Genomic DNA, 25,820 nt, shown 5'->3' with positions numbered 1-25,820 from the left:
AACGGTCTGGCGGTCGCCGGACCGAATGGCGCAAGCTAGCACAGCTGCGGATTCCAGTCGGTCCAAAGAAATCGACATGGTAGACTGATCGATCTATCATATAGGGACTAGTCCCATCATTTCGACTGCAATTTTGATGACCGAAGACCAATTGGACCGCATCGACCGCAACATCCTGTCCGCGCTCGGGCGCGACGGCAGGCTTTCAATGTCCGAACTGGCTTTGAAAGTCGGCTTGTCGAAGACGCCGGTGCAAGCGCGCGTGAAGCGGCTGGAGAAGGACGGGTACATACGCGGCTACCGCGCGGTCATCGACCGCGAGCGCATGGGCGAAGGCCATGTCGCCTTCGTCCAGGTGAAGCTATCGGACACGCGCTCGGCAGCGCTCGACGCTTTCAACCGCGCTGTTCAGGGCGTGCCGGAGATCGAGCAATGCCACATGATGGCATCGAGCTTCGATTATCTGCTGAAGGTCCGCACCACCGACATCGCCGCCTATCGCCGGGTGCTCGGCGAGCGCATCTCCGCCCTGCCCCACGTCGCCCAGACGTCGACCTTCGTAGCGATGGAGACGGTGAAGGACCGGTAGTTCCCGACACAGGGATTCTGAAAGGTTGCCGTTTGTCTTGGTGTGAGATTTTCCGTTTATGTCCGTGAAAGTCAGCGCAAACGCCGGGGATTGGCTGAAGCCGCCTCAACCTCGTCATTCTATGGCGGAGCAAGGAGCGAAGCGACGCGGCGCAGACCATAGAATCCATTCCGAGACTTGGAAGCGCCGCCACGGTGCAGAATTCTGCTCCGTTGCACGCCTTGGCGAAGGTAACGGCATGGATTCCAGGGTCTTCGCGACGGAGCTTCGCTCCTGCTCCGCCCTGGAATGACGATCGCGCTGGGCCAATCTCTAACGCGTGCCACCTGCCAACGCAAACAGAGCCGACCGGTCAAAATCCCTGTGCAGTGCCACTAGTGCGAGGCTTCCTCATCTGATCGATCTGCTTGCTGGTCTTTATCACTGCCTCGACCATCGCGAATTCCGCGTCCAACGCATTGAATTCAGCAACAAATTCCGGGTCCTTAAACCAGTCCTTGGCAGCATCTTCGACGGGAATTGTTTTTCGGTTCATGGGATCACCTTTTATCCCTTCACTCCGACAGCGTCTTCAGGAACGCCACCAGCGCGGCCCGCTCGCGCTCGGACAGGTCGAGCGGGTGCACTTCCGAGACGCCTTCCACGCTGGGCGGCGCCTTCGAATAATGCGCCACCACCTCGTCGAGCGTCGCGAACTGCCCGGCATGCATGTAAGGCGGCCGGTAAGCCGCGCCCCTGAGCGAGGGCGTCTTGTAGGCGCGCGTGATTTGCGGACCGTCCTTCACCATGAAGCGCAGCTCGCGGCAGGCGCTCTCGTCGCCATCGCGGAACTTGCCGAGACAGTTGAAAGGATCGGCCCCGACCTGCGCCACGGCATCGACGCGCCCGCGGTCAGGCGGCAGGCCGTCGACCGGCGGGACGCCGGTGTTGTGGAAGGAGTTGTCGGTGAAGCGCGGGCCATTGTGGCAGGTCACGCAATTGGCCTTGCCGATGAACAGTTTCAGCCCAAGAACTTCCTCCGGCGAGAATGCCGTGTCCCCTTCCGGCTTGGCGCCGGTCGCCAGATCGATGGCGAAGCGATCGAAGCGCGTCTGCTGAGGCTCGATCGATCGCTCGAAGGCGGCGATCGCCTTGCCGATATTGGCGAAGACGCGGTTGACGTCGTCTTGCCGGCCGGTGGGCATGGCGTTCCACGCCGCCTTCTCGGCGTCGCTGCCGACCGGGCTGGCATTGGCCGGCACGCTGGACAGGTCCGGCAGCGGTCCGAAGATCCGCTCATAGCGCTCGCCGAACCGCTTCTTGATGTAATGCGCGAAGGCGGCCCGGTTACCGGCCTGCTCGAGCGGGTTTTCAAGCGGCGTCAGCGCCTGCGCCCACAGGCTGTCGCGCCTTCCGTCCCAGAAGAACCAGGGATTGCGCGCCACGCCCGCCAACGGCATCGTGCGCCGGTTGGTGTGGCCGACGCCGACCGCCTGCGGCAGGTCGTCCTGGAACTGGCGGTCGATCTTGTGGCAGGTCGAGCAGGACACCGTGCCGTCGCGGCTCATGCCGGCATCGAAGAACAGCGTCGAGCCAAGCGCCGCGGCCGCCGGTAGGTCCGCATACTGGTTGGTGGTGTCGACTTTGAGCGAAGGCAGAGTGTTCAGCGCCAGCGACGCGATGGTCTTCTTCTCGGCGTCGCCGAATTGCGGCTTGCCGCATCCGCCCAACAGGGCAAAAGCGGCTAAAGCCAGCAGGCTTGCGATGCTGGCAATACGCCTCATGGCCCGCTCACAACACGATGTTGAAGACGACGGAATCGGAGCCCGCCGCCGCCGAGATACCGAAGTGCAGCTGCCACCAGCCGCTCATCGTGAACTTCACGCCGTCGATGCGATAGCGCCCCTGGCCCAAATAGTCGGTCGCCTGCGGACTGGTCGGCAAGCCGTGATCGTGCTGCGGCATCCCGCCGGAAACGGTGATGGCAGCGCCCTCCACCGGCGCGCCGGCGGCCGTCTTCAGCGTCAGCAGCCAGGACTGCAGCTCGCCCTGCCGGACGATGCCGCGCTCCGGCTCGAAGCTTGCGACGAACAGGCCGTTCGCCGTCTTTTTCGAGCGCGACAGGTCCGGTCCGGGCGCCGATTGCGGCAGCGTCAGATAGATGGCGGCCACGATGCCGACCAGCAGCGCGGCCAAACCGAGACCCGCAAGAATGTAACGCCATATCGATGCCAAGCCCGTTCCTCTTCGGCTGCTAACGTCGCGGGCCGCTTGTCGCGTCCCGCCCTGCCTGTGGGAAATCGCTTCTGGCGCAAAAATCGCCGGTAGCCAAGCATGGCGCTGCCGGCCGCAAAAAGCTACAGCAACAAGATGTTAGGAAGGGATAAGCCCGCATGGCCAATGGTATCGCATCGATCGGCGAATGCATGCTGGAACTGTCGGGCCAGGCTGGCCCGAACTGGCGCATGGGTTTTGCCGGCGATACCTTCAACACGCTCTGGGCATTGCACGCCTTGAGCCCGGATCGGCCCGCGACCTATGTGACGGCCTTCGGCGACGATCCCTTCTCGCACGACCAGATCGCCTTCTTTGCCGAGAATGGCATAGGCGTGGGCAACAGCCCGGTCATTGCCGGCGCGCGCCCCGGCCTTTACGCCATAACGCTTACCGGAGCCGAGCGCGCCTTCACCTACTGGCGAAGCGACGCGGCCGCGCGCCAGCTCGCCTCGGATCCGGCAGCACTGGCAAAAAGCCTTGAAAGCCAGGCGCTTGTCTATTTTTCCGGAATCACCCTGGCAATTCTGGACGCGGCGGCGCGCCAAACCCTCCTCTTGGCCGTGGCGACTGCCCGCAAGGCCGGCTCCCTCGTCGCCTTCGACCCGAACTACCGGCCGCGTCTGTGGCCGAGCCGCGCGGCGGCGCAGGCCGCGATCCTCGAAGCGCTAGACGTGACCGACATCGCGCTGCCGACCTTTCCGGACGAGCAGATGTTGTTCGGCGATGAGACCCCGGAGGTCACAGCCAAGCGCCTGGGCAAGCTGACCGGCGAGGTCGTGGTCAAGAACGGCGAGCAGCCGGCCCTGATTGCGCTGAACGGCGCTTCACAAACTGTCGACGCGGTGCATGTGGCTGTCCCCGTCGACACCACCGGCGCCGGCGATTCCTTTAACGGCGGCTATCTCGCCGCCCGGCTTGCCGGCCACGCGCCTGCCGACGCGGCGCGCCGCGCCCACAAAGTCGCCGCCGCGGTGGTGCAGGTTCGCGGCGCGCTAGCGCCATTTGAGACCTTGCGGATGGCCTTCGACAGTTAAGCGCTATCGAAGCTTGGGCGAGAATTACTTCAAAATCGATAAACTTTAGGGCAAGCGGAACCGATATTCCGTCACCTGATGATAGATCTGCCCCGGCCATAGCGTCGCCTGCGGGAAATAAGGCCGGTTCGGCGCGTCCGGCCAGATCTGCGCTTCGAGGCAAAGGCCTGAAAACGCCTTGTAGCGGCGGCCGTCGAGCCCCGGCGATGTCGGCGCGACGAACTGACCGCTATAGAGCTGCAGTCCCGGTTCGGTGGTCCAGACTTCCATCTCGACGCCGGAATTGGCGCCTTGCACCCAGGCAGCCTGGTGCAGCGGCCCGCGGCTGGAGGCCAGGCAGTAATTCAGGTCGTAGCGAAGTTGCTCGCCTTCCATTTCCATGCGCAGCGGCCGCGCCTGCCGGAAATCGTAGGGCGTGCCGTCGACCGGCTTCACGACACCTGTGGGGATAATCTCGTCATCGACCGGCGTGTAGGCGCCGGCGTTGAGCATCAGCCGGTGATCGAGGATGTCGCCGGCGCCGCCGTCGTCGAGATTAAAATAGGAATGCTGCGCGAGGTTGCAGAGCGTCGGCTCCTCGCAGGTCGCGGTCAGCTCCATGCTGAGCGTGCCTGGGATCTTCAGCCGGTAGGTGCAGGTGACGTCGAGCGCGCCGGGAAAGCCCATCGCGCCGTCCGGATCGTGCAGCGTCAGCGTCACGAAATCGCGGCCATGCAGCGAGACCGTCCACGGCCGGCGGAAATAGCCTTCCGAGCCGCCATGCAGCGTGTGCTTGCCGAGAAAATTCTGCTCGGTCTGGAAGCGGTTGCCGGCGATGGTGAAGCGGCCGCCGCCGATGCGGTTGGCGAAGCGGCCGACGACGGCGCCGAAGAAGGCGCGGTCGGTCTCGTAGGGCTCGAAGCGGTCGTAGCCCAGCACCAGCGGCGCGTCATGCCCGCTCAGCCTGAGGTCCTGGATGATGGCGCCGAGCCCGATGATGTTGGCCGTGATGCCGCCGCCGCGAATTGTGAAGCGGCGCACGGCCTCGCCCGCCTGTGTCGTGCCGAAGACCTCGCCGTCTTTCATCGCCATGCCCGAAATGTCGTTTCCGATCCGTGGATTTAGGCCGGCTGCGCATCATCCGGCAAGGGTAGGCTAAAGCAATTCCAGGAAAAGTGCGCAGCGGTTTTGCGCCAAAACAAAGCGAAAGAGTAGTCCACTGTTTTTCTGAAACGGTAGACTGCTCCGGTCGCCTGCCCTGTTCCGGGGATCGATATCAGAGCCCGAGGCCGCCGAAGCAGGCATATTTGGTGTCGAGATAGTCCTCGATGCCCTGATGCCCGCCTTCTCGGCCGAGACCGGATTCCTTGACGCCGCCGAACGGCGCCTCGGGCGTGGTGATCAGGCCTTCATTGACGCCGACCATACCGTATTTCAGGCCTTCCATGACGCGGAAGGCGCGGCCGAGATCGCCGGTGTAGAAATAGGCGGCAAGGCCGAATTCGGTGTCGTTGGCCAAGGCCACCGCCTCTTCCTCGGTCTCGAACTTGAACACGGGCGCGATCGGCCCAAAAATCTCTTCCTTCATGAAGCGCATGTTCGGCGTGGCGCCGGAGATCACCGTCGGCTGGAAGAACGAGCCGCCGAGCGCATGGCGCTTGCCGCCGGCGACGACCTTGCCGCCCTTCGACGTCGCATCGGCGATGAATTCTTCGACCTTCTCGACCGCTTTCTCGTCGATCAGCGGCCCCTGCTGCACGCCTTCCTCGAGGCCCGAGCCGACCTTGAGGTTGTTGCTGGCGGCAGCCAGCTTCTCAACGAATTTGTCGTAGATGCGGGCCTGCACCAGGAAGCGGTTGGTGCACACGCAGGTCTGGCCGGAATTGCGGTATTTGGCCGTGATGGCGCCGGCAACCGCGCGATCGACATCGGCGTCGTCGAAGACCAGGAACGGTGCGTTGCCGCCGAGCTCCATCGACACTTTCTTGACCGTCGCGGCCGACTTCTGGATCAGGATCTTGCCGACCTCGGTCGAGCCGGTGAAGGTGATCTTCTTGACCAGCGGGTTGGCACAGATCTCGTCGCCGATCTCGCCGGCCGAACCGGTGATGACATTGACGACGCCTTTCGGGAAACCGACTTCCTCGACGAGCGCGCCCCAGGCGAGGCCCGAATAGGGCGTCTGCGAGGCGGGCTTGACCACCGCGGTGCAGCCGGCGGCCAAAGCTGGGCCGATCTTGCGGGCAAGCATCGAGGACGGGAAATTCCACGGCGTGATGGCTGCAATGACGCCCACCGGCTCCTTAGTCACCAGGATACGGCGGTCGCCCCATGGCGACGGCACGATGTCGCCATAGACGCGGCGGCCTTCCTCGGCGAACCACAGGATGTAGCTGGCGGCCGAGCCGATCTCGCCCTTGGATTCGCTAAGCGACTTGCCCTGCTCGATGGTCAAGAGCTCGGCCAGCACATCCTGATTGTCCATCATCGCGTCATGCAGCTTGCGCAGGAGCTTCGAACGCTCGAGCGCGGTGGTCTTGCGCCAGCTCTTGAAAGCTTCCTCCGCTGCCTCGATGGCCCGGCGGGTCTCGGCCTTGCCGGCCTTAGGCACGGTGCCGATCTTGAGGCCGGTCGCCGGATTGTTGACGTCGATGGTCTGGCCGCTGTCGGCCTGCACCCATTCACCATTGATGAGATTGGCCTGGCGCATGAAATGGCTGGTTTTCTGAAGCATGGTCTGGCCTCCGTTCGGCGCGCTGATCGGCCGTTTTTCTGAATATCCGTTGAAGCGTGCTTCAAGAGCCGCACGCCGGCGCATTGCTCTTACCTAGGGAAAGGCGGGCAAGCAATCGCAAGATGGCATATAGGGGTTAGGCCAGCAAAAGCGAGCCGCGTTCAGCGGCTCTATCCGAAGACGTGGATCACCACCGTCAGCCAGAACGAGGTGGTCACCACCGCGCTGGCGGTGGCAAGCGTCATCTGGTTCGAGGCCAGCGCCTGGCCGGTGTTGAACTGGACGGCGATCAGATAGGAGTTGATGCCCGAAGGCAGTGCCGCAACCACCACCGCGACCTTGGCCGTCAGCGGCGGCAGGCCGAGCAGCCAGACGAAGGCCAGCACCAGCGCCGGCATCACGAACAGTTTCAGCACCGACAGCGCCAGCGCCGGCCTGATATTGCCGGAGATGCCGAAGCGGCGCAGGCTGAGCCCCATGGCGAACAGCGCCACCGGACCGGCCGTGTCGGCGAGCGTATTGACCAACCGTTCGACAAGATCCGGCAGCGGCGCGCCGGTCAGGCGCCAGCCGAGCCCCACCAGGATGCCGATGATCAGCGGATTGAGGAACAGGCGCCTGAGGAAGTTTTTGACGACGCGCAGCGGATGCACCGTCTCGCCGCTGCCGCGCCCGAACATCTCGAACAGCACGATCGAGGCCATCATCATGATCGGCAGGTGGACCGAGACCAGCAGCGACAGCACCTCGAACCCGCTGGCGCCGAATATGCCGAGGACGAAGGGCGCGCCGAGCAGCACGACATTGGAATAAGCCGAGGACACACCGCCGACGATGCCCGCGCGTGCATCTCGCTTGAAAACGCGCGTCATCATCAGATGGCCCGTGGCCCAGGTGATGGCGGCGGCCGCAAAATAGGCGCCCCACAGCGACCAGGGCGTTACGCCATGGAAATCCGATTTGACCATGGTCCGGAAGAGCAGCAGCGGCATCGCCACGCTAATGGCGAATTCGGAAATGCCCTCCCCGCTCGCCGGCTTCAGATAGCCGGTGACCCCGGTCAGATAGCCGAGCGCCACAAGGCTGAAGACGAAGAGGACGGTTTCGGTAAGCGGAGTCATTTCTTGGGCGGAGACATTTTTCCCGTGATAGGCGAGCCCTGACTGCGGTGCAATCGCCTCGAACGGAACCGGCGCTCCATTTGCTCTGCTGCCTCGCTGCTTGTCTTTCAGCCTGCTTTGCGGTCCCTATATGCCAATCACGACCTTGCCTTTGCGGGCTGTCATAGGACTTCCGAATGCTGCGACTTGCCCTGGCGCTCTTCCTGCTTGCCGTTCCCACCCTGGCCCACGCGACCGACGCGGGGTGGGCGCTGCTGCGCGACGGCGGCCGCGTCGTGCTGCTTCGCCACGCCTTCGTCACCGGAGCTGCCGACCCGGCCAATTTCGACATCGGCAATTGCGCCACCCAGCTCAACCTGTCGGAGCGCGGCAAGCAGCAGGCAAGCCGCATCGGCGCGCTGTTCGCGGCGCGCGCGGCGCCGATCGATCACGTGCTCTCCAGCCGCTACTGCCGCTGCCTCGATACTGCCCGCATCGCTTTCGAATCCGAGCCGCAGCCTTTCGCGCCGCTCGATCTGCTCAAAACCGACCCGGCCGAAAAGGCCGCGCAAATGGCCGCGATCATCAAGGAGATCCGCGGCTATTCCGGCTCCGACAATCTGGTGCTGGTCACGCATGTGGAAAACATCGAGGCGCTCACCGGCGTCGCGCCGCGCGAGGGCGAGGCCGTGGTGGTGGCGCCGGACGGTGATGGTCTCAAGGTGCTGGGACGGGTCACCTTCTAAGGCGTCGCCGGCTAGTGTTGCCGAAATACAACTCCTGGAAGAAGCCGCAAATCCGCCGCGACAATGCCGCTTGCGACAACCCGTCGCAGGGTCTATAGGCGCGCTCCCGGTCACGAAAACCGAAGCGAGCACAGCGGTTTGGAGCTTTCGCCTCCGCCCGCGCAGCCGGCTCTGCCGCGCTGTGTACGGCGCCGTTTCGGGGATTGGGATCGCGGATGTAGCTCAACTGGGAGAGCGCCGGACATAATCCGGAGGTTGTGGGTTCGAGTCCCGTCATCTGCATCACGGATAGCTCAGCTGGAAGAGCATCAGACTTTTAATCTGACTGTCGAAGGTTCGAATCCTTCTCCATTGGCCTGATACGCCATCCGAAAACGGTCCGGGGACCGGAATGCGGGGACTTCACGGACGGCAAGGCTTCGGCCTCGCCGGGCGGCGATGTCCTGCGCCATCGGCTCGCGGCCAGGCCCGCGGTGACGATCAAGGCGCGGCGCGGCCGGCAAAGGAAGCTTCGGTTTCCGGCGCCCGCTTCGCCGCCCCGCGATCCGCTCCCGAAGGCCCGCCATGCGCCGATGCCACCGGTCTCCGGATCATTCGTGCCCGGGAGACGACGACGTGAAACGAGAAACGAAAGGACGATCGACGCATGACGTGACGCCTCGCATGGGGCCATGCCGACAGGAGTAAGACAATGAAGACCATTCTCGAAAAGCTTCTTGGACGCCAGCGCGTCCTCGTGAAGGAAAATGAACGTGCCGTCGCCCTCTACAAGGGTGAGATCCTGGCGATCCTGATGCCGGGCGAGCATTGGCTCGCCAACCGGCGCGGCAACCTGGAAATCTCCAGGCACGACCTGAAGAACCCGGAATTCGTTTCGGCATACGAGAAGGCGTTGTTCGACAAGCTCCCTGATGTGGCCGCGCGTCACCTCACCGTCGTCCGCACCGGGCGTACCGACGTCACCGTCGTCGAGCGCGACGGCGCCTTGCATGCCGTGCTCAACCCGGATCGCAAGCTCGTGCTGTGGACGGATGCCGGCCCGTGGAAGGTCACGTCCGTCGACACGGCGGCCGATCTCGCCGTCGATCCGGCCTTGATGCGCCGGATCGGCCAGGCCCGGAAGACGGAACATGTGTTCCTCTATCCGGTCGTTGACGGCCAGGTCGGGTTGCTGTTCGTGGATGGCGTCTACACCCGCACGCTTGCCGCGGGTGTGCACGCCTTCTGGAATGTCGGGCGCATGGTCCAGGTGAAGGTCGTCGACGTCAAGCGCCAGTCGCTCGATGTCGCCGGGCAGGAAGTGCTGACCAAGGATCGCGTGACGATCCGTGTCAACATCGCCGCCGAATACCGGGTGGTCGATCCGGTGACGGCGGTGAGCACGGTGAAGGACTTCTCCGAAGCCCTCTACCGCGCCCTGCAGTATGCCTTTCGCAAGACGCTTGGCGCGCTCACGCTCGACCAGATCCTCGACAAGAAGGTCACGGTCGACGAGGACGCGGCTGCCAAGGTGCGCGACGACATGGCCGCGATCGGCGTCGAGGTCAGCGATATCGCTCTCAAGGATGTGATCCTGCCGGGCGACATGCGCGAGATCCTCAACCAGGTGGTTTCGGCCGAGAAGCAGGCCGAGGCCAACGTCATCCGCCGCCGCGAGGAGACGAACGCCACCCGTTCGCTGCTCAACACGGCCAAGGTGATGGCCGAGAACCCGGTGATGCTGCGACTGAAGGAGCTTGAGGCTCTCGAGGCGATCGCCGGCAAGGTCGAGCGGCTCACCGTCCACAACGGGACGGGCGGGTTGCTCAACGACCTGGTCAAGCTCCGCGACTGATGCATGTCGCCCAAACTGGTTCCGGCTTTGGGAAGACGGCATGCGAAACAAGGCTGACGCGACGTCAAATGGGAGGGGCCGCCGGGCAGGCCGGCGGCCCTTCTTGCGTTCCCAAAGCCGACATCCCATCTGCCCCGGCGCGTCAGGCCTTTTCCTGCCGGGAAAAACCGATTAGACAGCGCCCAAACAAGATGCGGACAGATTCCGCCCGCAACCGAAGGAAGAGCCCTTGTCCACCACGTTCGAGAAAGTCGCCAAGATCATTGCCGACACCAGCGAGATCGATATCGACACCATCACGCCCGAGAGCCACACGATCGACGATCTCGGCATCGACAGCCTCGATTTCCTCGACATCGTCTTTGCCATCGACAAGGAATTCGGCATCAAGGTACCGCTCGAGAAGTGGACGCAGGAGGTCAATGACGGCAAGGCCTCGACCGACGACTACTTCGTCATGAAGAACCTGTGCGCCAAGATCGACGCGCTGGTCGCGGCCAAGGCCGCCTGAGCCGGCTCGGGCGCGGTCTTGACGCGCCCCGCCAGCTGACCCACAACAGCCGCCCATGAGTTCTCACGACGTCGTCATCACCGGCATCGGCCTTGTCTCTTCGCTTGGAGAGGGCCCTGATGCGCATTGGCAGAAGCTCGCCCGACCGGGCCTTGAGCCGGTGCTCGAGGCAGAGCGCTTTGCGCCCTACACCATCCATCCCTTGCCGGAGATCGACTGGAACCTGCAGATCGCCAAGCGCGGCGACCAGCGTCAGATGGAAACCTGGCAGCGTCTCGGCACCTACACCGCCGGCCTGGCGCTCGACGATGCCGGCATCAAGGGCAATGACGAGCTTTGCGCCACCATGGACATGGTGGTGGCGGCCGGCGGCGGCGAGCGCGACGAAGCCGTCGATGCCGCGATCCTGGCTGCCTCCGAGAGCCGCAACGACCGCGACGTGCTGCTCAACGAGAAGCTGACCACGGAACTGCGGCCGACTTTGTTCCTGGCCCAGCTCTCTAACCTGCTCGCCGGCAACATCTCGATCGTCCACAAGGTCACCGGTTCGTCGCGCACCTTCATGGGCGAGGAAGGCGCCGGCGTCTCGGCCGTCGAGACGGCGGCGGCGCGCATCCGCTCGGGACAGTCGACCCATGTTCTGGTCGGCGGCGCATTCCAGACCGAGCATTCCGACATGCTGCTCGGCTACGAGCTTGCCGGCTACCTGCATCGCGGCCCATGGAAGCCGGTCTGGCAACGCCAGGGCGCCGAAGGCGGCGGCGTGGTGACGGGCTCCGGCGGCGCCTTCCTGGTGCTCGAGCAGCGCGAGCACGCAAAGAACCGGGGCCGCAAGATCTACGCCGAGCTTGGCCCCGTCGTCTCCGGCCGCGCCAGGCGCCGGCAAGACGAGTTGAATTCTGAGATTGCTGCGCTGCTGAAGCAGGCCGCCCTTCCCGACGGCGATCTGCTCACGATTTCCGCAGCCTCCGGCGCCCACGCCGCGACGGCGGCCGAAAAGGCCGTTCTCGATGCCAACCCGGCTTTGGCCGTGCGCGCCTTCTCGACGTTGACCGGCCATATGAAGGAGGCTCAATTCCCCTTTGCGGTTGCGCTCGCGGCAATGGCCGTCGATCGCGGCGCCGGCTATCCTGCCTTCGATGCCACGGTGGAGCGTCCATTCGAAGGCGCCCCCAATTCCGTCCTTGCAACCGCGGTCGGCTATCACCAATTCGAGGGCCTGGGGCTGGTTAAAGCCGCTTAGATCGGTTTTTCGCAATTCCCGGGCGGAAAACCGCTACACACTTTTCCTGGAATTGCTCGATAACGAGGCAGACAAAGCATGGCCAATCTTCGCGACCACATGGGCAGGCCGATCGTCGCCGTTACCGGCATCGGCGTGGTGACCTCGCTCGGCGTCGGCAAGGCCGACAACTGGGCGGCGCTGACCTCGGGCAGATCCGGCATCCATCCGATCACCCGCTTTCCGGTCGACCACCTCAACACCCGCATTTCCGGCATGGTCGACTTCCTGCCGTCGAGCTCGAAGGGCGCCAGCCACCTCACCTACGAACTGGCCGAGACGGCGGCCCAGGAGGCCGTCTCGGAAGCTGGTTTGGAGTCCGGCGATTTCGGCGGCCCGCTGTTCCTGGCCTCGCCGCCGGTCGAGCTCGACTGGATCGACCGCTTCTCGCTCTATAATTCCGACAAGCAGGACGCCGGTGCCGAAAGGTTGCTGCGCGTGGCGCGCGGATTGAAGGAGCTGGATGTCTTCGAGACCACGCAGTTCGGCTCGATCGCCGATCGCCTGGCCGACCGCTTCGGCACGCGTGGCCTGCCGATCACGCTGTCGACGGCCTGCGCCTCGGGCGCCACCGCCATCCAGCTCGGGGTCGAGGCGATCCGGCGCGGCGAGTGCGACAAGGCGCTGTCGATCGGCGCCGACGGCTCGGCCACCGCCGAAGCGCTGATCCGCTTTTCGCTGCTCTCGGCCCTTTCCACCCACAATGATATCCCCGAAAAGGCCTCGAAGCCCTTCTCCAAGGACCGCGACGGCTTCGTGCTGGCTGAAGGCTCCGGCGCGCTGGTGCTGGAATCACTGGAAGGCGCCCTTGCGCGCGGCGCGACGATCCTCGGCATCATGCGCGGCTGCGGCGAGAAGGCCGACGATTTTCACCGCACCCGCTCCAAGCCCGACGGCTCGCCGGCGATCGCGGCGGTGCGCGCCGCTCTTGCCGATGCGGGCCTCGGCGAAGACGAGATCGACTATGTCAACGCGCACGGCACCTCGACGCCCGAGAACGACAAGATGGAGCACCTGTCGCTGTCCACCGTCTTCGGCGAGCGCATCGGCTCGATGCCGATCTCGTCGAACAAGTCGATGATCGGCCACACCCTGTCGGCCGCCGGCGCGGTGGAGGCTGCCTTCTCGCTGATGACCATGCGCGAAAGCGTCATCCCGCCGACGATCAATTACGACAATCCCGATCCGGCCATCGTGCTCGACGTCGTGCCGAACAAGAAGCGCAACGCCGAAGTGGGCACGGTTTTGTCGAATTCCTTCGGCTTCGGCGGCCAGAACACCTGCCTTGTCATGGCGCGGGAACCGGTCTAAGCGGACTTTTCCGCTCTTACAGACCCGACAGGCCACATGCGCGCATTGCAACTTATCGAGGACCGCCGCCTTGAAACGGTGGACCTGGCGCCTCCCCCGCCGCCTTCGCTGGGCGAAGTGACGCTCCGCATCAAGGCGGTGGCGCTCAACCATATCGACGTCTGGGGCTGGCGCGGCATGGCGTTTGCCAAGCGCAAGCTGCCGCTGGTCGTCGGCGCCGAAGCCGCCGGCGAGGTCGAGGCGGTTGGACCGGGCGTCTCCAACCTCTTGCCGGGACAATTGGTGTCGATCTACGGCGCGCGTACCTGCGGGCTCTGCCGCGCCTGCCGCGAAGGCCGCGATAATCTGTGCGAGCATGTTTCCGGCGTGCATGGCTTCCACCTCGACGGCTTTGCCCAGGAAAAGATCAACCTGCCGGCGCGTCTTCTGGTGCCCGCGCCTCCCGGCGTCACCGAGATCGGCGCGGCGGTCGCTCCGGTTACTTTCGGCACGGTCGAGCACATGCTGTTCGACAATGCCAGGCTGGAACCGGGCGAAACCGTCCTCGTTCATGCCGGCGGCTCCGGCATCGGCTCCGCTGCTATCCAGCTCGCCAAGAAGATGGGCTGCACGGTCATCACCACGGTCGGCTCGAACGACAAGATCGACAAGGCCAAGGCGCTTGGCGCCGACCATGTCATCAACTACCGCGAGGATCGTTTCGAAGGCGTCGTGCGCAAGCTGACCAGGAAGAAGGGTGTCGATGTGGTGTTCGAGCATGTCGGCGCCGACACCTTCGCCGGTTCCATGCTGTGCTTGAAGCGCGGCGGCCGTCTCGTCACCTGCGGCTCGACCTCGGGCGTGTCGACGCAGGTCAACCTGATGCAGCTCTTCCAGCAGCAGCTGAAGCTGCTCGGCTCCTTCGGCTGCCGCATGGAGAACATGGCCAACGCCATGCAGAAGATGGCGGCCGGCCTCGTTGCGCCGGTCATCGATACCGAAGTCGGCTTCGACGACATCGACGCCGCGCTGAAGCGCATGGAAGGCCGCGACGTCTTCGGCAAGATCATCCTGCGCGTTTCCTAAGACACGATGGTCGGCAAGGTGTTCAGGAAAGCCCGCCGGGACTTCATGTTCCGCTACGGCCGGCGGTTGCGCCAGCTGGAGCATTGGCTGGTCGCCAAGCTCGCCATCGTGTTGCTCTCGCTGCTGCGCCTTCTGCCGCCGGACAGGGCGCTCAACTTCGCCGACCGCGTCGCCCGCCGCATCGGCCCGATGGTCGGGCGCCACCGCGTTGCCGTCAACAATCTGCGCCTTGCCTATCCGCAAAAGAGCGACACCGAGATCGAAGCCATCGCGCGCGACATGTGGGGCAACATGGCCCGCCTCGCCGCCGAATACATCTTCCTCGACGCGCTGTTTGACTTCGATCCAAACGCTTCGAAGCCGGGCCGGGTCGAGGTCGGCGGCGTCGAGCATTTCCACGAGATCGCCGGCGAGAAGAAGCCGCATATCCTGTTCACCGGCCATCTCGGCAATTTCGAGTTGCTGCCGGTGGCAGCGGCCACCTTCGGCATGAACATCACGGCGCTGTTTCGCCCGCCGAACAACCCCTATCTCGCCGACTACATTCACTCGACGCGCCGCTCCTCGATGGGCGCCCTGCTGCCCTCCGCCGCCGGCGCGTCCTTCGCCCTTGCCGCCATCCTCGAAAAGGGCGGCAATATTGGCGTGCTGGTCGATCAGAAATTCTCGGGCGGCGTGGAGACGACTTTCTTCGGCCGCCCATGCCAGAGCAATCCGATGCTCGGCATGCTGGCCCGCCACTACGACTGCGATGTCTACCCCGCCCGCTGCGTCAGGCTGCCGGGCAACCGCTTCCGCCTGGAAATCGAGGACAGGCTGAGCTTGCCGCGCACCGAAGGCGGCAGCGTCGATGTCAGTGCCACCACCCAGCTTCTCACCGATGTGGTCGAGCGCTGGGTGCGTGAGGACCCCGGCCAGTGGATGTGGTTCCACAAGCGCTGGGAAATCAGCGGCCGTCGCCGCAAGCGCGGACAGGCAAAGGCGGCAGCCGGCCTTTAGGTCAGTTGGTGACGACGATCCGTGTGTTGCCGAAACCGACTTCCTTGACCATCGAATAGAAGGTCGCGGCGTTGGACGGATGCAGGCGCACGCAGCCATGCGACGCCGGGCGCCCGAGATTTCTTACCGACCCGGTGCCGTGAATGGCGTAGCCGCCGTGGAAGAACACCGAATACGGCATCGGCGAGTTGTCATACTTGCGCGAATACCACATCCGGGCGGTCCATTGCGGCCGGTAGCTGCCGCGCGGCGTGAAATAGCCCTTGCGCGCGGTCGACACGCTCCAGCGATAAACCACCTGGCCGTATTTGCTGACGGTCATGGTCTGCGAGGAGACGTCGATATTGGCGACCAGCGTCGCCGCCCGGCTTGCGATGGACATGCCGAACAACGCGGTTGCCAGCACGGTTGCCATGAGAACGAACTTTTTCATGCGATCAAACCCCTTTGATTGCCCCCTGCCATTCGCGCGGTTCTTCCATCTTTTTGCCGGCAGATGCGTTAAGTACCACACACTCGTTGACGAAACCGCCTATCCAATCCAATGAATTTGAACGATTTTCGCGGTATAGTTGCCGCCGCGCCACGCACCCTCTGAAGTTTAGGCGAGGCGTTGGTCCATGCTTCGGTCGTTGTGTGGCAATGGGCGACTGGTCGCTTGCAAAAGCGCCGCGTTCCTTCTTCAATCCGCCGGATGAATGAGCGACTTCTCAAGGCGGTCGAGGACCGGACCGACGACCTCGTTGCACTGACCGCGGACCTGATCCGCTTTCCGACCGTAAACCCGCCGGGCGAAGCCTATCGGCCATGCGCCGAGTTTCTCGGTGCGCGTCTCAGGAAGCTCGGCTTCGAAACCGAGTTTATTCGTGCCGAGGGCACGCCCGGCGACAGCGACCGCTACCCGCGCGTCAACGTCGTTGCCCGTTTCGAGGGCCGCTCGCCCGGTCCCTGTGTGCATTTCAACTCGCATATCGACGTGGTCGAGGCCGGCGACGGCTGGACCGTCGATCCCTTCGCCGGCGTAGTGAAGGACGGCAAGGTCTATGGGCGCGGTGCCTGCGACATGAAGGGCGGCCTGGCTGCCTCCGTCATCGCCGTCGAAGCCTTCGTGGAAGTCTATCCCGATTTCCCCGGCGCCATCGAGATATCGGGCACGGCGGACGAGGAATCGGGCGGCTTCGGCGGCGTCGCCCATCTGGCGAGGCTCGGCTATTTCTCGAAGCCGAAAGTCGACCACGTCATCATCCCCGAGCCGCTGAACAAGGATCGCATCTGCCTTGGCCATCGCGGCGTGTGGTGGGCCGAGATCGAGACCAAGGGCGAGATCGCGCATGGCTCGATGCCGTTCCTCGGCGACAATGCGGTGCGCCATATGGGCGCCGTGCTGCAGGCCTTCGAGGACGAGCTGTTCCCGGCCCTCGACCGCAAGATGACGCGCATGCCTGTGGTGCCGGAAGGCGCCAGGCGCTCGACCATGAACATCAATTCCATTCATGGCGGCCAGACCGAGGATTTCCGGCCGGGGCTTCCCTCGCCCAACGTGCCCGATTGGTGCCGGCTCACCATCGACCGGCGTTTTCTGCTCGAAGAGGACATCGCCTCCGTCAAAGGCGAAGTCACCGGCATCCTCGAACGGCTGAAACGCGAGCGCAAGAAATTCGACTACGAGATCCGCGATCTGATGGAGGTGCTGCCGCTGATGACCGAGCGCGACGCGCCGGTGGTGAAGGCTGTCGCGAAGGGCATCATGGCGGTGTTCGACCGCGAACCGGATTATGTGATCTCGCCGGGCACCTACGACCAGAAGCATGTCGCGCGCATCGGCCACCTCTATGACTGCATCGCTTATGGCCCGGGCATTCTCGACCTCGCCCACCGGCCGGACGAATGGGTCGGCATCGCCGACATGGTGGAATCGGCCAAGGTGATGGCGATCGGCCTCAATGTGCTCTTGCGCGGTACAACCGGCTGATCCGCAAAAACATTCCGCCTGGCGCCGCCCGGCAGCACGAAACGCAATTTACTCGCAGGCCAAATCACGCTTCTATCCGCCAGCCTGAGCACGTTTGAGCAATGGGAGTTCAGCGATGAAATTGTGGAAGACCATCCTGGCCGCGGCTGTGCTGTCGCTTGCCGCCGCCACGTCGGCCTTTGCCGCGCGCACCGACCTCACGCTCGGCATCGTGCTTGAGCCGCCGCATCTCGATCCGACCGCCGGCGCGGCCGCGGCCATCGGCGAAGTCACCTATGCCAATGTCTTTGAAGGGCTGACGCGCATTGACGACAACGGCCAGGTTCAGCCAGGTCTCGCCGAGAGCTGGGCCGTCTCCGACGACGGCCAGGTCTACACGTTCAAGCTGCATTCGGGCGTGAAGTTCCACGATGGCTCGGTCTTCAGCGCCGACGACGTGAAATTCTCGCTGGACCGAGCGCGTGCCAGGGATTCGCTCAATCCGCAAAAGCAGCTCTTTGCGCACATCACCGATGTCACCGCGGTCGATCCGGCGACCGTCAAGGTCAGTCTCGACGGACCGCAGGGTAGTTTCCTCAACGACATGGGCCAGGTTGCAGCGGTGATCGTGGCGAAGGGGTCGGCCGACGGCAACAAGGACAAGCCGATCGGCACCGGTCCATTCAAGCTCGATCATTGGGCCAAGGGTTCCGAGATCACGCTGGTCAAGAATCCGGAGTACTGGGGTACGCCCGCAGCGCTCGACAAGGCGACATTCCGTATCGTGCCGGACGCGGCCGCGGCTGTCCCCGCATTGCTCTCGGGCGATATCCAGGCTTTCGCCAACATGCCCGCACAAGACGCGCTCGCGCAGGTCCAGTCCGATCCGCGCTTCAGCGTCGTGATCGGCTCGACCGAGGGCGAGACGATCCTGTCGATCAACAACAAGAAGCCGCCCTTCGACAAGCTCGCGGTGCGGCAGGCGCTCGCCTCCGCGATCGATCGCAGTGCCATCATCGCCGCGGCCTCGAACGGTCTAGGAAAGCCGATCGGCTCTCATTTCTCGCCAGCCGATACGGGCTATGTCGATCTCACCGGCGTCTATCCGCACGACATCGCCAGGGCCAAGGAGTATCTGAAGGAAGCGGGGCTGGAGAACGGCTTCTCGGCCACGATCAAGCTGCCGCCCGTACCTTACGCACGCGACGGCGGCCAGGTGATTCAGTCCCAACTGAAGGACATCGGGGTCAATCTGCAGATCGTTCCGGTCGAATGGGCGGAGTGGCTGAGCCAGGTCTTCACCAACAAGGACTATGACCTCACGATTGTTTCCCATGTCGAGCCAAACGACATCGATATCTATTCGCGGCCCGGCTACTATTTCCAGTATGACAACCCGAAGTTCAACGATGTCATCAAGGAGCTCGGCACCACGGTCGACAAGGACAAGAGGCTGGAGCTGCTGGGCGAGGCGCAGAAGATTCTCGCGCACGATGTGCCCGCCGTCTACCTGTTCGAGCTGCCCAAGATTGGCGTCTGGGATGCCAAGCTGCAGGGCATGTGGACGAACTGGCCGATCGAGGCTGACGATCTGACCAAGGTGAAGTGGACGGATTGAGGCCGGCGCGATCGCCCGATCGCCTCCCATGACCGCCTATCTCCTGAAACGCATCATCATCGCCACCCTCACCCTGGTGCTGGCCTCGATCGTGGTGTTCGCGGTCATGGAGATCCTGCCCGGCGACCCGGCGCGCCTGATGCTGGGCCTCAATGCCAGCGCCGACCAGGTCGAGGTGCTGCGCAACCAGATGGGGCTGAACGCGCCATTGGTGCTGCGCTATCTCCACTGGGCGGGAGGCTTGCTCAGCCTCGATTTCGGCCGCTCCTACACCTATTCGGTGCCCGTCATCGATCTGGTGCGCGAACGCGTCGTCGTCTCCCTGCCGCTGGCGCTGATCGCGCTGGCGCTCTCGACCATCATCGCCATTCCGGTCGGCGTGTTCTCCGCCAGCCGTCAGGGCCGCGCCGGCGACACGCTCGCCATGGGCGCCGCCCAGCTCGGCGTCGCCGTGCCGAATTTCTGGTTCGCGCTGATCCTGATCTATCTGTTTGCCGTATGGCTGCGGCTGGTGCCCGCCGGCGGTTTCCCCGGCTGGAGCGCCGGCATCTGGACGGCGCTGAAATCCCTGTTCCTGCCCGCCATCGCGCTCGCGCTGCCGCAGGCGGCGATCCTCGGACGCGTCGCCCGCTCGGCGCTGATCGAGGTGCTCAACGAGGACTATATCCGCACCGCGCGCGCCAAGGGCCTGCCCTATCGCGCCGTGCTCTGGCGCCACGCGCTGCGCAACGCCATGATCCCGGTGCTCACCATCCTCGGCCTGCAATTCGCTTTCCTGCTTGCCGGCACCATCATTATCGAGAACGTCTTTTACCTGCCTGGTCTCGGCCGGCTGATCTTTCAGGCGATCACCCAGCGCGACCTGATCGTGGTCGAGAGCATCGTGATGCTGCTGGTCGCCGCCGTGATCCTGATCAACCTCATCGTCGATTTCTCCTACGCCATCGTCGACCCGCGGCTTAGAGCAATTCCAGGAAAAATGCGTAGCGGTTTTCCGTCCGGAATTGCGCCAAAACAAATACTGAGAGCGGTTCAGCGATTCCGCGAAACGCGGAACCGCTCGAGAGGCCGGCAATGACTCTGCGCGTCGACCTGCCCGAAGAAACGCTTGCCGGCGTGCTGGCCAAGGCCTTCGGCAACCGCTCCTTCCTGATCGGCTTGATCATTACGCTGCTGGTTGTGGCCGTCGCGCTCCTCTCCTTTGCCTGGACGCCTTACGACGTCGCCAGGCTGGTGATCGCCGACAAGACGCAGGCGCCCTCCTGGGCGCACTGGTTCGGCACCGACCATTTCGGCCGCGACATCCTGTCGATGATCATGGTCGGCGCCCGCAACTCGATCGCCGTGGCGTTGGTCGCGGTCGGCATCGGCATGGGCATCGGTGTGCCGCTCGGCGCCGTCGCCGCGGCGCGCGGCGGGATAGTCGACGAGGCGCTGATGCGCCTCAACGATCTGGTCTTCGCCTTTCCGGCGCTGCTTTCGGCAATCATGATCACCGCGATCTTCGGTCCGGGCGCCGTCAATGCCATTATTGCCATCGGCATCTTCAACATACCTGTCTTCGCGCGTGTCGCCCGCGCGGGCGCTTTAGCCATCTGGCCGCGCGAATTCATCCTTGCCGCGCGCGCCGCCGGCAAGGGCATGACACAGATCACCGTCGAGCACGTCCTGCCCAACGTCGCGACGCTGCTGCTGGTCCAGGGCACGATCCAGTTCGCGCTGGGCATCCTCGCCGAAGCCGGGCTTTCCTATGTCGGCCTCGGCGCCCAGCCGCCGATGCCGAGCTGGGGCCGCATGCTGTTCGACGCGCAGACGCGCATGGTGATCGCACCCTGGATGGCGATCTTCCCCGGCATGGCGATCATCGTCACCGTGCTTGGGCTGAACCTGCTCGGCGACGGCATTGCCGACATCCTCGATCCGAAATCGCGGCGGCGCATATGAACCTGCTCGAGATCGAAAACCTGTCGCTTACGATCGGCGATACGCCGATCCTGAAAGGCGTCGAGTTGACGATAGCACCGGGCGAGGTCGTCGGCCTGGTCGGCGAATCCGGCTCCGGCAAGTCGATGACGGCGCTGACAATCATGCGGCTGCTGCCGCATCTGGCCCGCGCCGAGGGCCGCGTCGCCTTCGACGGCATCGACATCCTCGGCGCGAGCGAGGACCAGATGTGCGCCTTGCGCGGCGACGATATCGGCATGGTCTTCCAGGAGCCGATGACGGCGTTGAACCCGGTCAAGACGATCGGCGAGCAGGTCGCCGAGGGCATTCGCTGGCACACCAAGGCGGGCCGCGCCGAGGCCGAGGAGCGCGCACGAAAAATCCTCGACCGCGTCGGCCTGCCCGAGGCCAAATTCCCGCTGTCGCGCTATCCGCACGAACTATCGGGCGGCCAGCGCCAGCGCGTCGTCATCGCCATCGCCTGCGCGCTGAAGCCGAAGCTGCTGATCGCCGACGAGCCGACGACGGCGCTCGATGTGGTGCTGCAGGCGCAGATCCTCGATCTTTTGCGCGACCTGGTCAGCGAGAACCGCATGGGGTTGCTGCTCATCTCGCACGACCTCGCCGTGGTGACCGAGATGGCCGATCGCCTGACCATCCTGCGCAACGGCGAAGTGATGGAAGCCGGCGAAACCGCGCGCACGCTGTCTGAGCAACAGCATCCCTATACGCGCGAGTTGGCATTGGCCTCCATGCACGTGCCGGCGCGCCCGAAACCGCACCTTGCCGGATCGGCAAAACCCCTGCTCGAAGTCGAGGGCGTCGGCCGGAACTATCCGGGACGGCGCAAATCTCTGTTCCGGCCGGCGCAACCAATCCGCGCCGTCGACGATGTCTCGCTCACCATCGAGCCCGCGCAATCGGTGGCGCTCGTCGGCCGTTCGGGCTGCGGCAAGTCCACGCTTGCCCGCATGATCCTCGCTCTGGACAAGCCGACGGCGGGCACGATCCGCTTTCGCGGCGAGCCCATCACGGGCAAGCCGGAGTCGTCGCTGAAGCCGGCCCGGCGCGACATGCAGGTCGTGTTCCAGGATCCTTACGGTTCCTTCGACCCGCGCCAGAAGGTCGAGAAGCTGGTGGCCGAGCCGCTGCATCTTCTGGAAAAGCAGCCGGCGAAGGCCGAGCGCCGCGAGATGGTCGCGCATGCACTGCAGGAAGTCGGCCTCGGCCAGCGCGACATGGACAAATACCCTCATGAATTCTCCGGCGGCCAGCGCCAGCGCCTGTCGATCGCCCGCGCCATCATCACCCGTCCGAAGCTGGTGGTGGCCGACGAGCCGGTATCGGCGCTGGACGTCTCGATCCGCGCCCAGATCCTCGACCTTTTCGCCGAGCTCAACCAGAAGCTCGGCATCGCCTATCTCTTCATCACCCATGACCTGACGGTCGCCCGCGCCATGGCGGACGAGGTGCTGGTCATGCATGAAGGCAAGATTGTCGAACGCGGCCGGGCGGCCGAAGTGCTCGACCATCCGCGCTCGGAAGCGGCGCAGGCGCTGGTCGCGGCGGCGCCTGACCTCCACCGCGCCATCGCGCGGCGCATGCAGGAACAGGGGTGAGCCAGCTTCCTTGTTTGAGGCAATTCCCGACGGAAGGCTATGGCGAAGTCGCCGAGCCTAAACGCTCACGCTTGTCCTGGAATTGCTTCAGTCCTCCGGCTTCACCAAATCGACTGGGCTGATGTCGAGCAGGTCGAGCGTGCGGCGCAGAAGCTTCACCTCGCTCTCCGCCAGCCTGGCATCGGCCTTGGCGATCTCGGCCATGTGGCGCGCAAGCAGCTTCCGGCGCTCGACATCGAGGTCGCGGAACAGCGCGATCGCCTGCGAGCCGTTGGTCTCGTAGCCGTAATCGTTGAGATATTCGATGACGCTGTCGATGCTGGCCTCCGGAATGCCGAAGGCTTCCTTGCAGATATGCCGGAAGACGACCATCTCGCTCTCCGAGACCGAGCCGTCGGCCAGGATCATGCGGAACAGCATCAGCAATTCCGCCGACAGCACAGGGTCGTCCGCCACCTTGCGCACACCCGGGTCACCGTCGAAGATCGAACGTATCTGGTCGAGCAGCGCCATCGCCACCAAGCTCCCTTGCTGTTCCGATTGGATTGTTAGAGCAATTCCAGGAAAAGTGTGAGCGTTTAGGCTCGGCGACTTCGCCGTAGCCTTCCGACCGGAATTTAGGTCAAAACAAGAACAGAGCGGTTCGGCGCATGACGGCGAACCGCTGTGGCGTGGAATCGCTCTTGCGCAAACGGGGCGAGCATGATGGAAGCTGCGGCTTCCTTCCAGGCGCCCCTCCCCGATGATCGACCTTACCCTGCAGACTGTCCTTATTCTCGTCGCCGCCGCTTTCGCGGCAGGCTTTGTCGATTCGATCGCCGGCGGCGGCGGGCTGATCACCATCCCGGCGCTGCTGCTCGCCGGCTTTTCGCCGGTGGCAGCACTTGGCACTAACAAATTGCAGGGCATGTTCGGGTCCGGCTCGGCCACTATCCATTACGCCGCCAAGGGTCAGGTCGACCTGCGCCGCCAGCTGCCGTCCGCCGCGCTGGCGCTTGCCGGCGGCGCGGTCGGGGCGCTTTTGGCGACCGTCGTGCCCGGCGATTTCATGCGCGCCCTGCTGCCGGTGCTGCTGATCGCCATCGCGCTCTATTTCGCGCTGAAGCCGAACATGGGCGACGTCGACCGCGCCGAGCGGCTGTCGCCCTTCCTGTTCGGACTGAGCGTCCCGCCGCTGATCGGCTTCTACGACGGGATCTTCGGTCCCGGCGCCGGCTCCTTCTACATGCTCGCCTTCGTCACGCTTGCCGGCTACGGCGTGCTCAAGGCGACGGCGCACACCAAGCTGCTCAATTTCGCTTCCAACATCGGCGGCTTCGTCGTTTTCGCCGCCGTCGGCGTCATCGACTGGAAGATCGGCTTGATGATGGGCGTGGCGCAGTTCATCGGCGCCCGTGTCGGCGCAAGCCTAGCTATCCGCACCGGCGCGAAACTGATCAAGCCGCTGCTGGTGGTCGTGTGCGTGGCGCTCGCGATCAAGCTCTTGGCCGACCCCGCCAATCCTTTGCGCCAACTGGTTGGTGTGTGAGGCCTCCTGCTGGTAGAGTTCTGGTGTTGCGAATCATGTTGGAGGGACCAGACATGAATCTCAGTGCGCCCACCCAGATCGTGTTCATTATTTCGTTGGTTATCGCCGTCATCGGCCTTCTTGCCGCGCTTGGCGTTCTTGCATTTATTCCGCTTGCGTCCGTTTGGATCATGCTTATCGCCTACATCGTGCTCGCCGCCGGCTGTTTGATGCGCGGCGCCTGAGCACAGCATTCTCAGGCAACTCGGAGCGCCCGGCCCTGCCGGGCGCTTTTGATTTTCGAGGGGGTGTTCTGCTAGGTTCGGATCATGTCCGACGAGCCAGAGCGCCATCGCCAGGATAATCGCTCTCCCGCCCTCCATTTCGAGATGGTGCGGCGCAAGCCCGCCGCCTCGCTTGCGGGCATCGTCACCGATATCTGCGGCTATCGCGAGACCTGTCCCGGCCATTTCCGCATCGTCGAATATGCTTCGCTGACCGTGCCGCTGGTGATCAGCTTCGCCGAAGCCTTTGCCATTGGGCTCGGCCACAGCCCGGGCGACAATGACCGCTACGCCAGCTTCGCCGCCGGCCTCTATGCCGGGCCGGTCATGATCGAATCCTTTGGCGGCGCCTGCTGCGTCCAGGTCAATTTCACCCCGCTTGGCGCCAGGCAGTTCTTCGGCCTGCCGATGAGCGAGTTGCGCGATCGCATGGTCGGGTTGGACGATGCGCTGGGCTTTGACGGCATCGCATTGCGCGACCGGCTTGGCGAGGCATCGCATTGGAACGCGCGCTTCGACATTGCCGAGGGATTCATTACCAGCCGCCTTGTCGAGGCGAATGCGCTTTCACCGGAAATCGCCTGGGCCTACAGGGCGGTCATTGCGTCGGGCGGCCGCACCCGCATTTCGACGCTCGCCGGCGAGATCGGCTGGAGCCGCAAGCATCTGGCGGCGAGATTCACCGACGCGATCGGCATCGGCCCGAAGACATTGTCACGCATCGTGCGCTTCAACCGCGCGCTGTCCCAGTCGAAACGGCAGGACCATGACTGGGCCGACATCGCCGCCGATTGCGGCTACGCCGACCAGGCGCATCTGGTGCGCGAGTTCCGTCAGTTGGCCGGCGAAACGCCGACCGGTCTCGCAACGTCGATGTAGGCCTGAGCGAGGTAACATTTCTTCAAGACGCCGAGACCGCCTTTGCGCAGACTGGCATTCATCAACCGACCGAGGGATATTGTCATGCCGACAGCAAACGAAGCACCCCGTCTCTATCCGGCCCTGCGCTACAGGAACGCCGCCAAGATGATCGACTGGCTCAGCGAGGCCTTCGGCTTCGAACTTCGCGCCCGCTATGGCGAGGGCGACATCGTCCACCATGCCGAGCTCACTTTCGGGTCCTCGATGATCATGCTGGGTACGGCACGCGACGACGATTACGGCAAGATGGTCGGCGCGCCCGGCGGTGGCGGCGGCAAGTCGATCTACATCGCCGTCGATGACGCCGACGCCGCCTATGCGCGTGCCAAGAAGGCCGGCGCGAAAATCATCCAGGAACTGGTCGACCGCGACTATGGCAGCCGCGAGTTCATCTGCCTCGACCCGGAAGGCAATGTCTGGTCCTTCGGTACTTACTGGCCGAAGGCGGGAGAGAAGGCGTAGCTCTGTTATCGCCGCGCTCCAGGTGGCGAAGGACTTCGTCATCCACGGGCGGAGCGGGAGCGTAGCGGACGCGC

General features: G+C 64.2%; 26 protein-coding genes and 2 tRNA genes. 20 read left to right on the top strand and 8 right to left on the bottom strand.

What is annotated here, in order from left to right:
* Positions 1 to 136: 136 nt before the first annotated feature.
* Positions 137 to 589, top strand: coding sequence for an Lrp/AsnC ligand binding domain-containing protein (locus FJ980_RS14285; RefSeq protein WP_040981793.1), 453 nt, complete (start codon positions 137 to 139; stop codon positions 587 to 589).
* Between the two features lie 352 nt (positions 590 to 941).
* Here the strand turns inward: FJ980_RS14285 and FJ980_RS14280 are convergent, their stop codons facing one another.
* The 3 genes from FJ980_RS14280 to FJ980_RS14270 are packed head-to-tail and all read right to left on the bottom strand — an operon-like array spanning position 942 to position 2,803.
* Positions 942 to 1,124: a hypothetical protein gene (locus FJ980_RS14280; protein WP_181176104.1), complete on the bottom strand. Its 183-nt coding sequence runs from the start codon at positions 1,122 to 1,124 to the stop codon at positions 942 to 944.
* Positions 1,125 to 1,143: 19 nt separating this feature from the next.
* Entirely contained in the window at positions 1,144 to 2,352 is a 1,209-nt protein-coding gene (locus FJ980_RS14275) for a cytochrome c peroxidase (RefSeq protein ID WP_140543662.1), read from the bottom strand.
* A 7-nt stretch (positions 2,353 to 2,359) separates the two neighbouring features.
* The gene (locus FJ980_RS14270) at positions 2,360 to 2,803 is read right to left on the bottom strand and encodes a FixH family protein (protein ID WP_140543660.1); all 444 of its coding nucleotides are present in this window, start codon (positions 2,801 to 2,803) and stop codon (positions 2,360 to 2,362) included.
* Positions 2,804 to 2,961: 158 nt separating this feature from the next.
* Between FJ980_RS14270 and FJ980_RS14265 the strand changes: the two genes are divergently transcribed.
* On the top strand, positions 2,962 to 3,879 hold the full coding sequence (locus FJ980_RS14265) for a sugar kinase (RefSeq protein ID WP_140543658.1): 918 nt from the start codon (positions 2,962 to 2,964) through the stop codon (positions 3,877 to 3,879).
* A 45-nt stretch (positions 3,880 to 3,924) separates the two neighbouring features.
* On the opposite strand, the gene FJ980_RS14260 is transcribed toward FJ980_RS14265, so the two are convergent.
* The 3 genes from FJ980_RS14260 to FJ980_RS14250 all read right to left on the bottom strand — a co-directional run bounded on the left by FJ980_RS14260 (position 3,925) and on the right by FJ980_RS14250 (position 7,713).
* Complete coding sequence (locus FJ980_RS14260) at positions 3,925 to 4,950, bottom strand: aldose epimerase family protein (RefSeq protein WP_140543656.1); 1,026 nt, start codon at positions 4,948 to 4,950, stop codon at positions 3,925 to 3,927.
* 184 nt (positions 4,951 to 5,134) lie between these two features.
* Positions 5,135 to 6,592 carry an NAD-dependent succinate-semialdehyde dehydrogenase gene (locus FJ980_RS14255; protein ID WP_140543654.1) on the bottom strand — a complete coding sequence of 486 codons (1,458 nt, stop codon included), beginning with the start codon at positions 6,590 to 6,592 and terminating at the stop codon, positions 5,135 to 5,137.
* A gap of 170 nt (positions 6,593 to 6,762) precedes the next feature.
* A complete protein-coding gene (locus FJ980_RS14250) occupies positions 6,763 to 7,713 on the bottom strand; it encodes an AEC family transporter (protein ID WP_140543653.1) in 951 nt (316 codons plus the stop codon).
* A gap of 176 nt (positions 7,714 to 7,889) precedes the next feature.
* Between FJ980_RS14250 and FJ980_RS14245 the strand changes: the two genes are divergently transcribed.
* From FJ980_RS14245 to FJ980_RS14205, 9 genes are all read left to right on the top strand, one after another.
* Positions 7,890 to 8,438, top strand: a complete 549-nt coding sequence (locus FJ980_RS14245; protein ID WP_140543651.1) for a histidine phosphatase family protein — start codon at positions 7,890 to 7,892, stop codon at positions 8,436 to 8,438.
* A 211-nt stretch (positions 8,439 to 8,649) separates the two neighbouring features.
* Positions 8,650 to 8,720: transfer RNA gene (locus tag FJ980_RS14240), tRNA-Tyr, on the top strand.
* 5 nt (positions 8,721 to 8,725) lie between these two features.
* Positions 8,726 to 8,793, top strand: a tRNA-Lys gene (locus FJ980_RS14235).
* A 336-nt stretch (positions 8,794 to 9,129) separates the two neighbouring features.
* The gene (locus tag FJ980_RS14230) at positions 9,130 to 10,272 is read left to right on the top strand and encodes a slipin family protein (protein WP_140543649.1); all 1,143 of its coding nucleotides are present in this window, start codon (positions 9,130 to 9,132) and stop codon (positions 10,270 to 10,272) included.
* A 229-nt stretch (positions 10,273 to 10,501) separates the two neighbouring features.
* Positions 10,502 to 10,783: an acyl carrier protein gene (locus FJ980_RS14225; RefSeq protein WP_027167184.1), complete on the top strand. Its 282-nt coding sequence runs from the start codon at positions 10,502 to 10,504 to the stop codon at positions 10,781 to 10,783.
* 55 nt (positions 10,784 to 10,838) lie between these two features.
* Positions 10,839 to 12,026: a beta-ketoacyl-ACP synthase gene (locus FJ980_RS14220; RefSeq protein WP_140543647.1), complete on the top strand. Its 1,188-nt coding sequence runs from the start codon at positions 10,839 to 10,841 to the stop codon at positions 12,024 to 12,026.
* A 78-nt stretch (positions 12,027 to 12,104) separates the two neighbouring features.
* Positions 12,105 to 13,376 carry a beta-ketoacyl-ACP synthase gene (locus tag FJ980_RS14215; RefSeq protein WP_095764965.1) on the top strand — a complete coding sequence of 424 codons (1,272 nt, stop codon included), beginning with the start codon at positions 12,105 to 12,107 and terminating at the stop codon, positions 13,374 to 13,376.
* 36 nt (positions 13,377 to 13,412) lie between these two features.
* On the top strand, positions 13,413 to 14,441 hold the full coding sequence (locus tag FJ980_RS14210; RefSeq protein ID WP_140543645.1) for a zinc-binding dehydrogenase: 1,029 nt from the start codon (positions 13,413 to 13,415) through the stop codon (positions 14,439 to 14,441).
* A gap of 6 nt (positions 14,442 to 14,447) precedes the next feature.
* Complete coding sequence (locus FJ980_RS14205) at positions 14,448 to 15,440, top strand: lipid A biosynthesis lauroyl acyltransferase (RefSeq protein ID WP_140543643.1); 993 nt, start codon at positions 14,448 to 14,450, stop codon at positions 15,438 to 15,440.
* 1 nt (position 15,441) lies between these two features.
* Here the strand turns inward: FJ980_RS14205 and FJ980_RS14200 are convergent, their stop codons facing one another.
* The gene (locus FJ980_RS14200) at positions 15,442 to 15,873 is read right to left on the bottom strand and encodes a L,D-transpeptidase (RefSeq protein ID WP_140543641.1); all 432 of its coding nucleotides are present in this window, start codon (positions 15,871 to 15,873) and stop codon (positions 15,442 to 15,444) included.
* Positions 15,874 to 16,134: 261 nt separating this feature from the next.
* Between FJ980_RS14200 and FJ980_RS14195 the strand changes: the two genes are divergently transcribed.
* From FJ980_RS14195 to FJ980_RS14175, 5 genes are all read left to right on the top strand, one after another.
* Positions 16,135 to 17,412, top strand: coding sequence for an acetylornithine deacetylase/succinyl-diaminopimelate desuccinylase family protein (locus FJ980_RS14195; RefSeq protein ID WP_140543639.1), 1,278 nt, complete (start codon positions 16,135 to 16,137; stop codon positions 17,410 to 17,412).
* A gap of 115 nt (positions 17,413 to 17,527) precedes the next feature.
* The gene (locus FJ980_RS14190; RefSeq protein ID WP_140543637.1) at positions 17,528 to 19,009 is read left to right on the top strand and encodes an ABC transporter substrate-binding protein; all 1,482 of its coding nucleotides are present in this window, start codon (positions 17,528 to 17,530) and stop codon (positions 19,007 to 19,009) included.
* 28 nt (positions 19,010 to 19,037) lie between these two features.
* Complete coding sequence (locus FJ980_RS14185; protein ID WP_246676415.1) at positions 19,038 to 20,087, top strand: ABC transporter permease; 1,050 nt, start codon at positions 19,038 to 19,040, stop codon at positions 20,085 to 20,087.
* Positions 20,084 to 20,953, top strand: a complete 870-nt coding sequence (locus tag FJ980_RS14180; RefSeq protein ID WP_140543635.1) for an ABC transporter permease — start codon at positions 20,084 to 20,086, stop codon at positions 20,951 to 20,953. The genes FJ980_RS14185 and FJ980_RS14180 overlap by 4 nt, the downstream gene beginning before the upstream one ends.
* On the top strand, positions 20,950 to 22,572 hold the full coding sequence (locus tag FJ980_RS14175) for a dipeptide ABC transporter ATP-binding protein (protein ID WP_140543633.1): 1,623 nt from the start codon (positions 20,950 to 20,952) through the stop codon (positions 22,570 to 22,572). The genes FJ980_RS14180 and FJ980_RS14175 overlap by 4 nt, the downstream gene beginning before the upstream one ends.
* Before the next feature lie 87 nt (positions 22,573 to 22,659).
* On the opposite strand, the gene FJ980_RS14170 is transcribed toward FJ980_RS14175, so the two are convergent.
* Entirely contained in the window at positions 22,660 to 23,091 is a 432-nt protein-coding gene (locus FJ980_RS14170; RefSeq protein ID WP_140543631.1) for a TerB family tellurite resistance protein, read from the bottom strand.
* A 223-nt stretch (positions 23,092 to 23,314) separates the two neighbouring features.
* Between FJ980_RS14170 and FJ980_RS14165 the strand changes: the two genes are divergently transcribed.
* The 4 genes from FJ980_RS14165 to FJ980_RS14150 all read left to right on the top strand — a co-directional run bounded on the left by FJ980_RS14165 (position 23,315) and on the right by FJ980_RS14150 (position 25,746).
* On the top strand, positions 23,315 to 24,100 hold the full coding sequence (locus FJ980_RS14165) for a TSUP family transporter (RefSeq protein WP_140543629.1): 786 nt from the start codon (positions 23,315 to 23,317) through the stop codon (positions 24,098 to 24,100).
* 53 nt (positions 24,101 to 24,153) lie between these two features.
* Positions 24,154 to 24,324 (top strand): hypothetical protein, encoded by a 171-nt coding sequence (locus FJ980_RS14160; protein WP_108702979.1) that lies wholly within the window; start codon positions 24,154 to 24,156, stop codon positions 24,322 to 24,324.
* 84 nt (positions 24,325 to 24,408) lie between these two features.
* Positions 24,409 to 25,242, top strand: coding sequence for an AraC family transcriptional regulator (locus tag FJ980_RS14155; protein ID WP_140543627.1), 834 nt, complete (start codon positions 24,409 to 24,411; stop codon positions 25,240 to 25,242).
* Between the two features lie 84 nt (positions 25,243 to 25,326).
* Positions 25,327 to 25,746: a VOC family protein gene (locus FJ980_RS14150; RefSeq protein WP_140543625.1), complete on the top strand. Its 420-nt coding sequence runs from the start codon at positions 25,327 to 25,329 to the stop codon at positions 25,744 to 25,746.
* Positions 25,747 to 25,820: the final 74 nt, after the last annotated feature.

Origin of the sequence: Mesorhizobium sp. B1-1-5 (assembly GCF_006443065.1) — a bacterium.
Lineage (GTDB): Bacteria > Pseudomonadota > Alphaproteobacteria > Rhizobiales > Rhizobiaceae > Mesorhizobium.
This window is presented reverse-complemented; position numbering and strand designations above follow the sequence as displayed.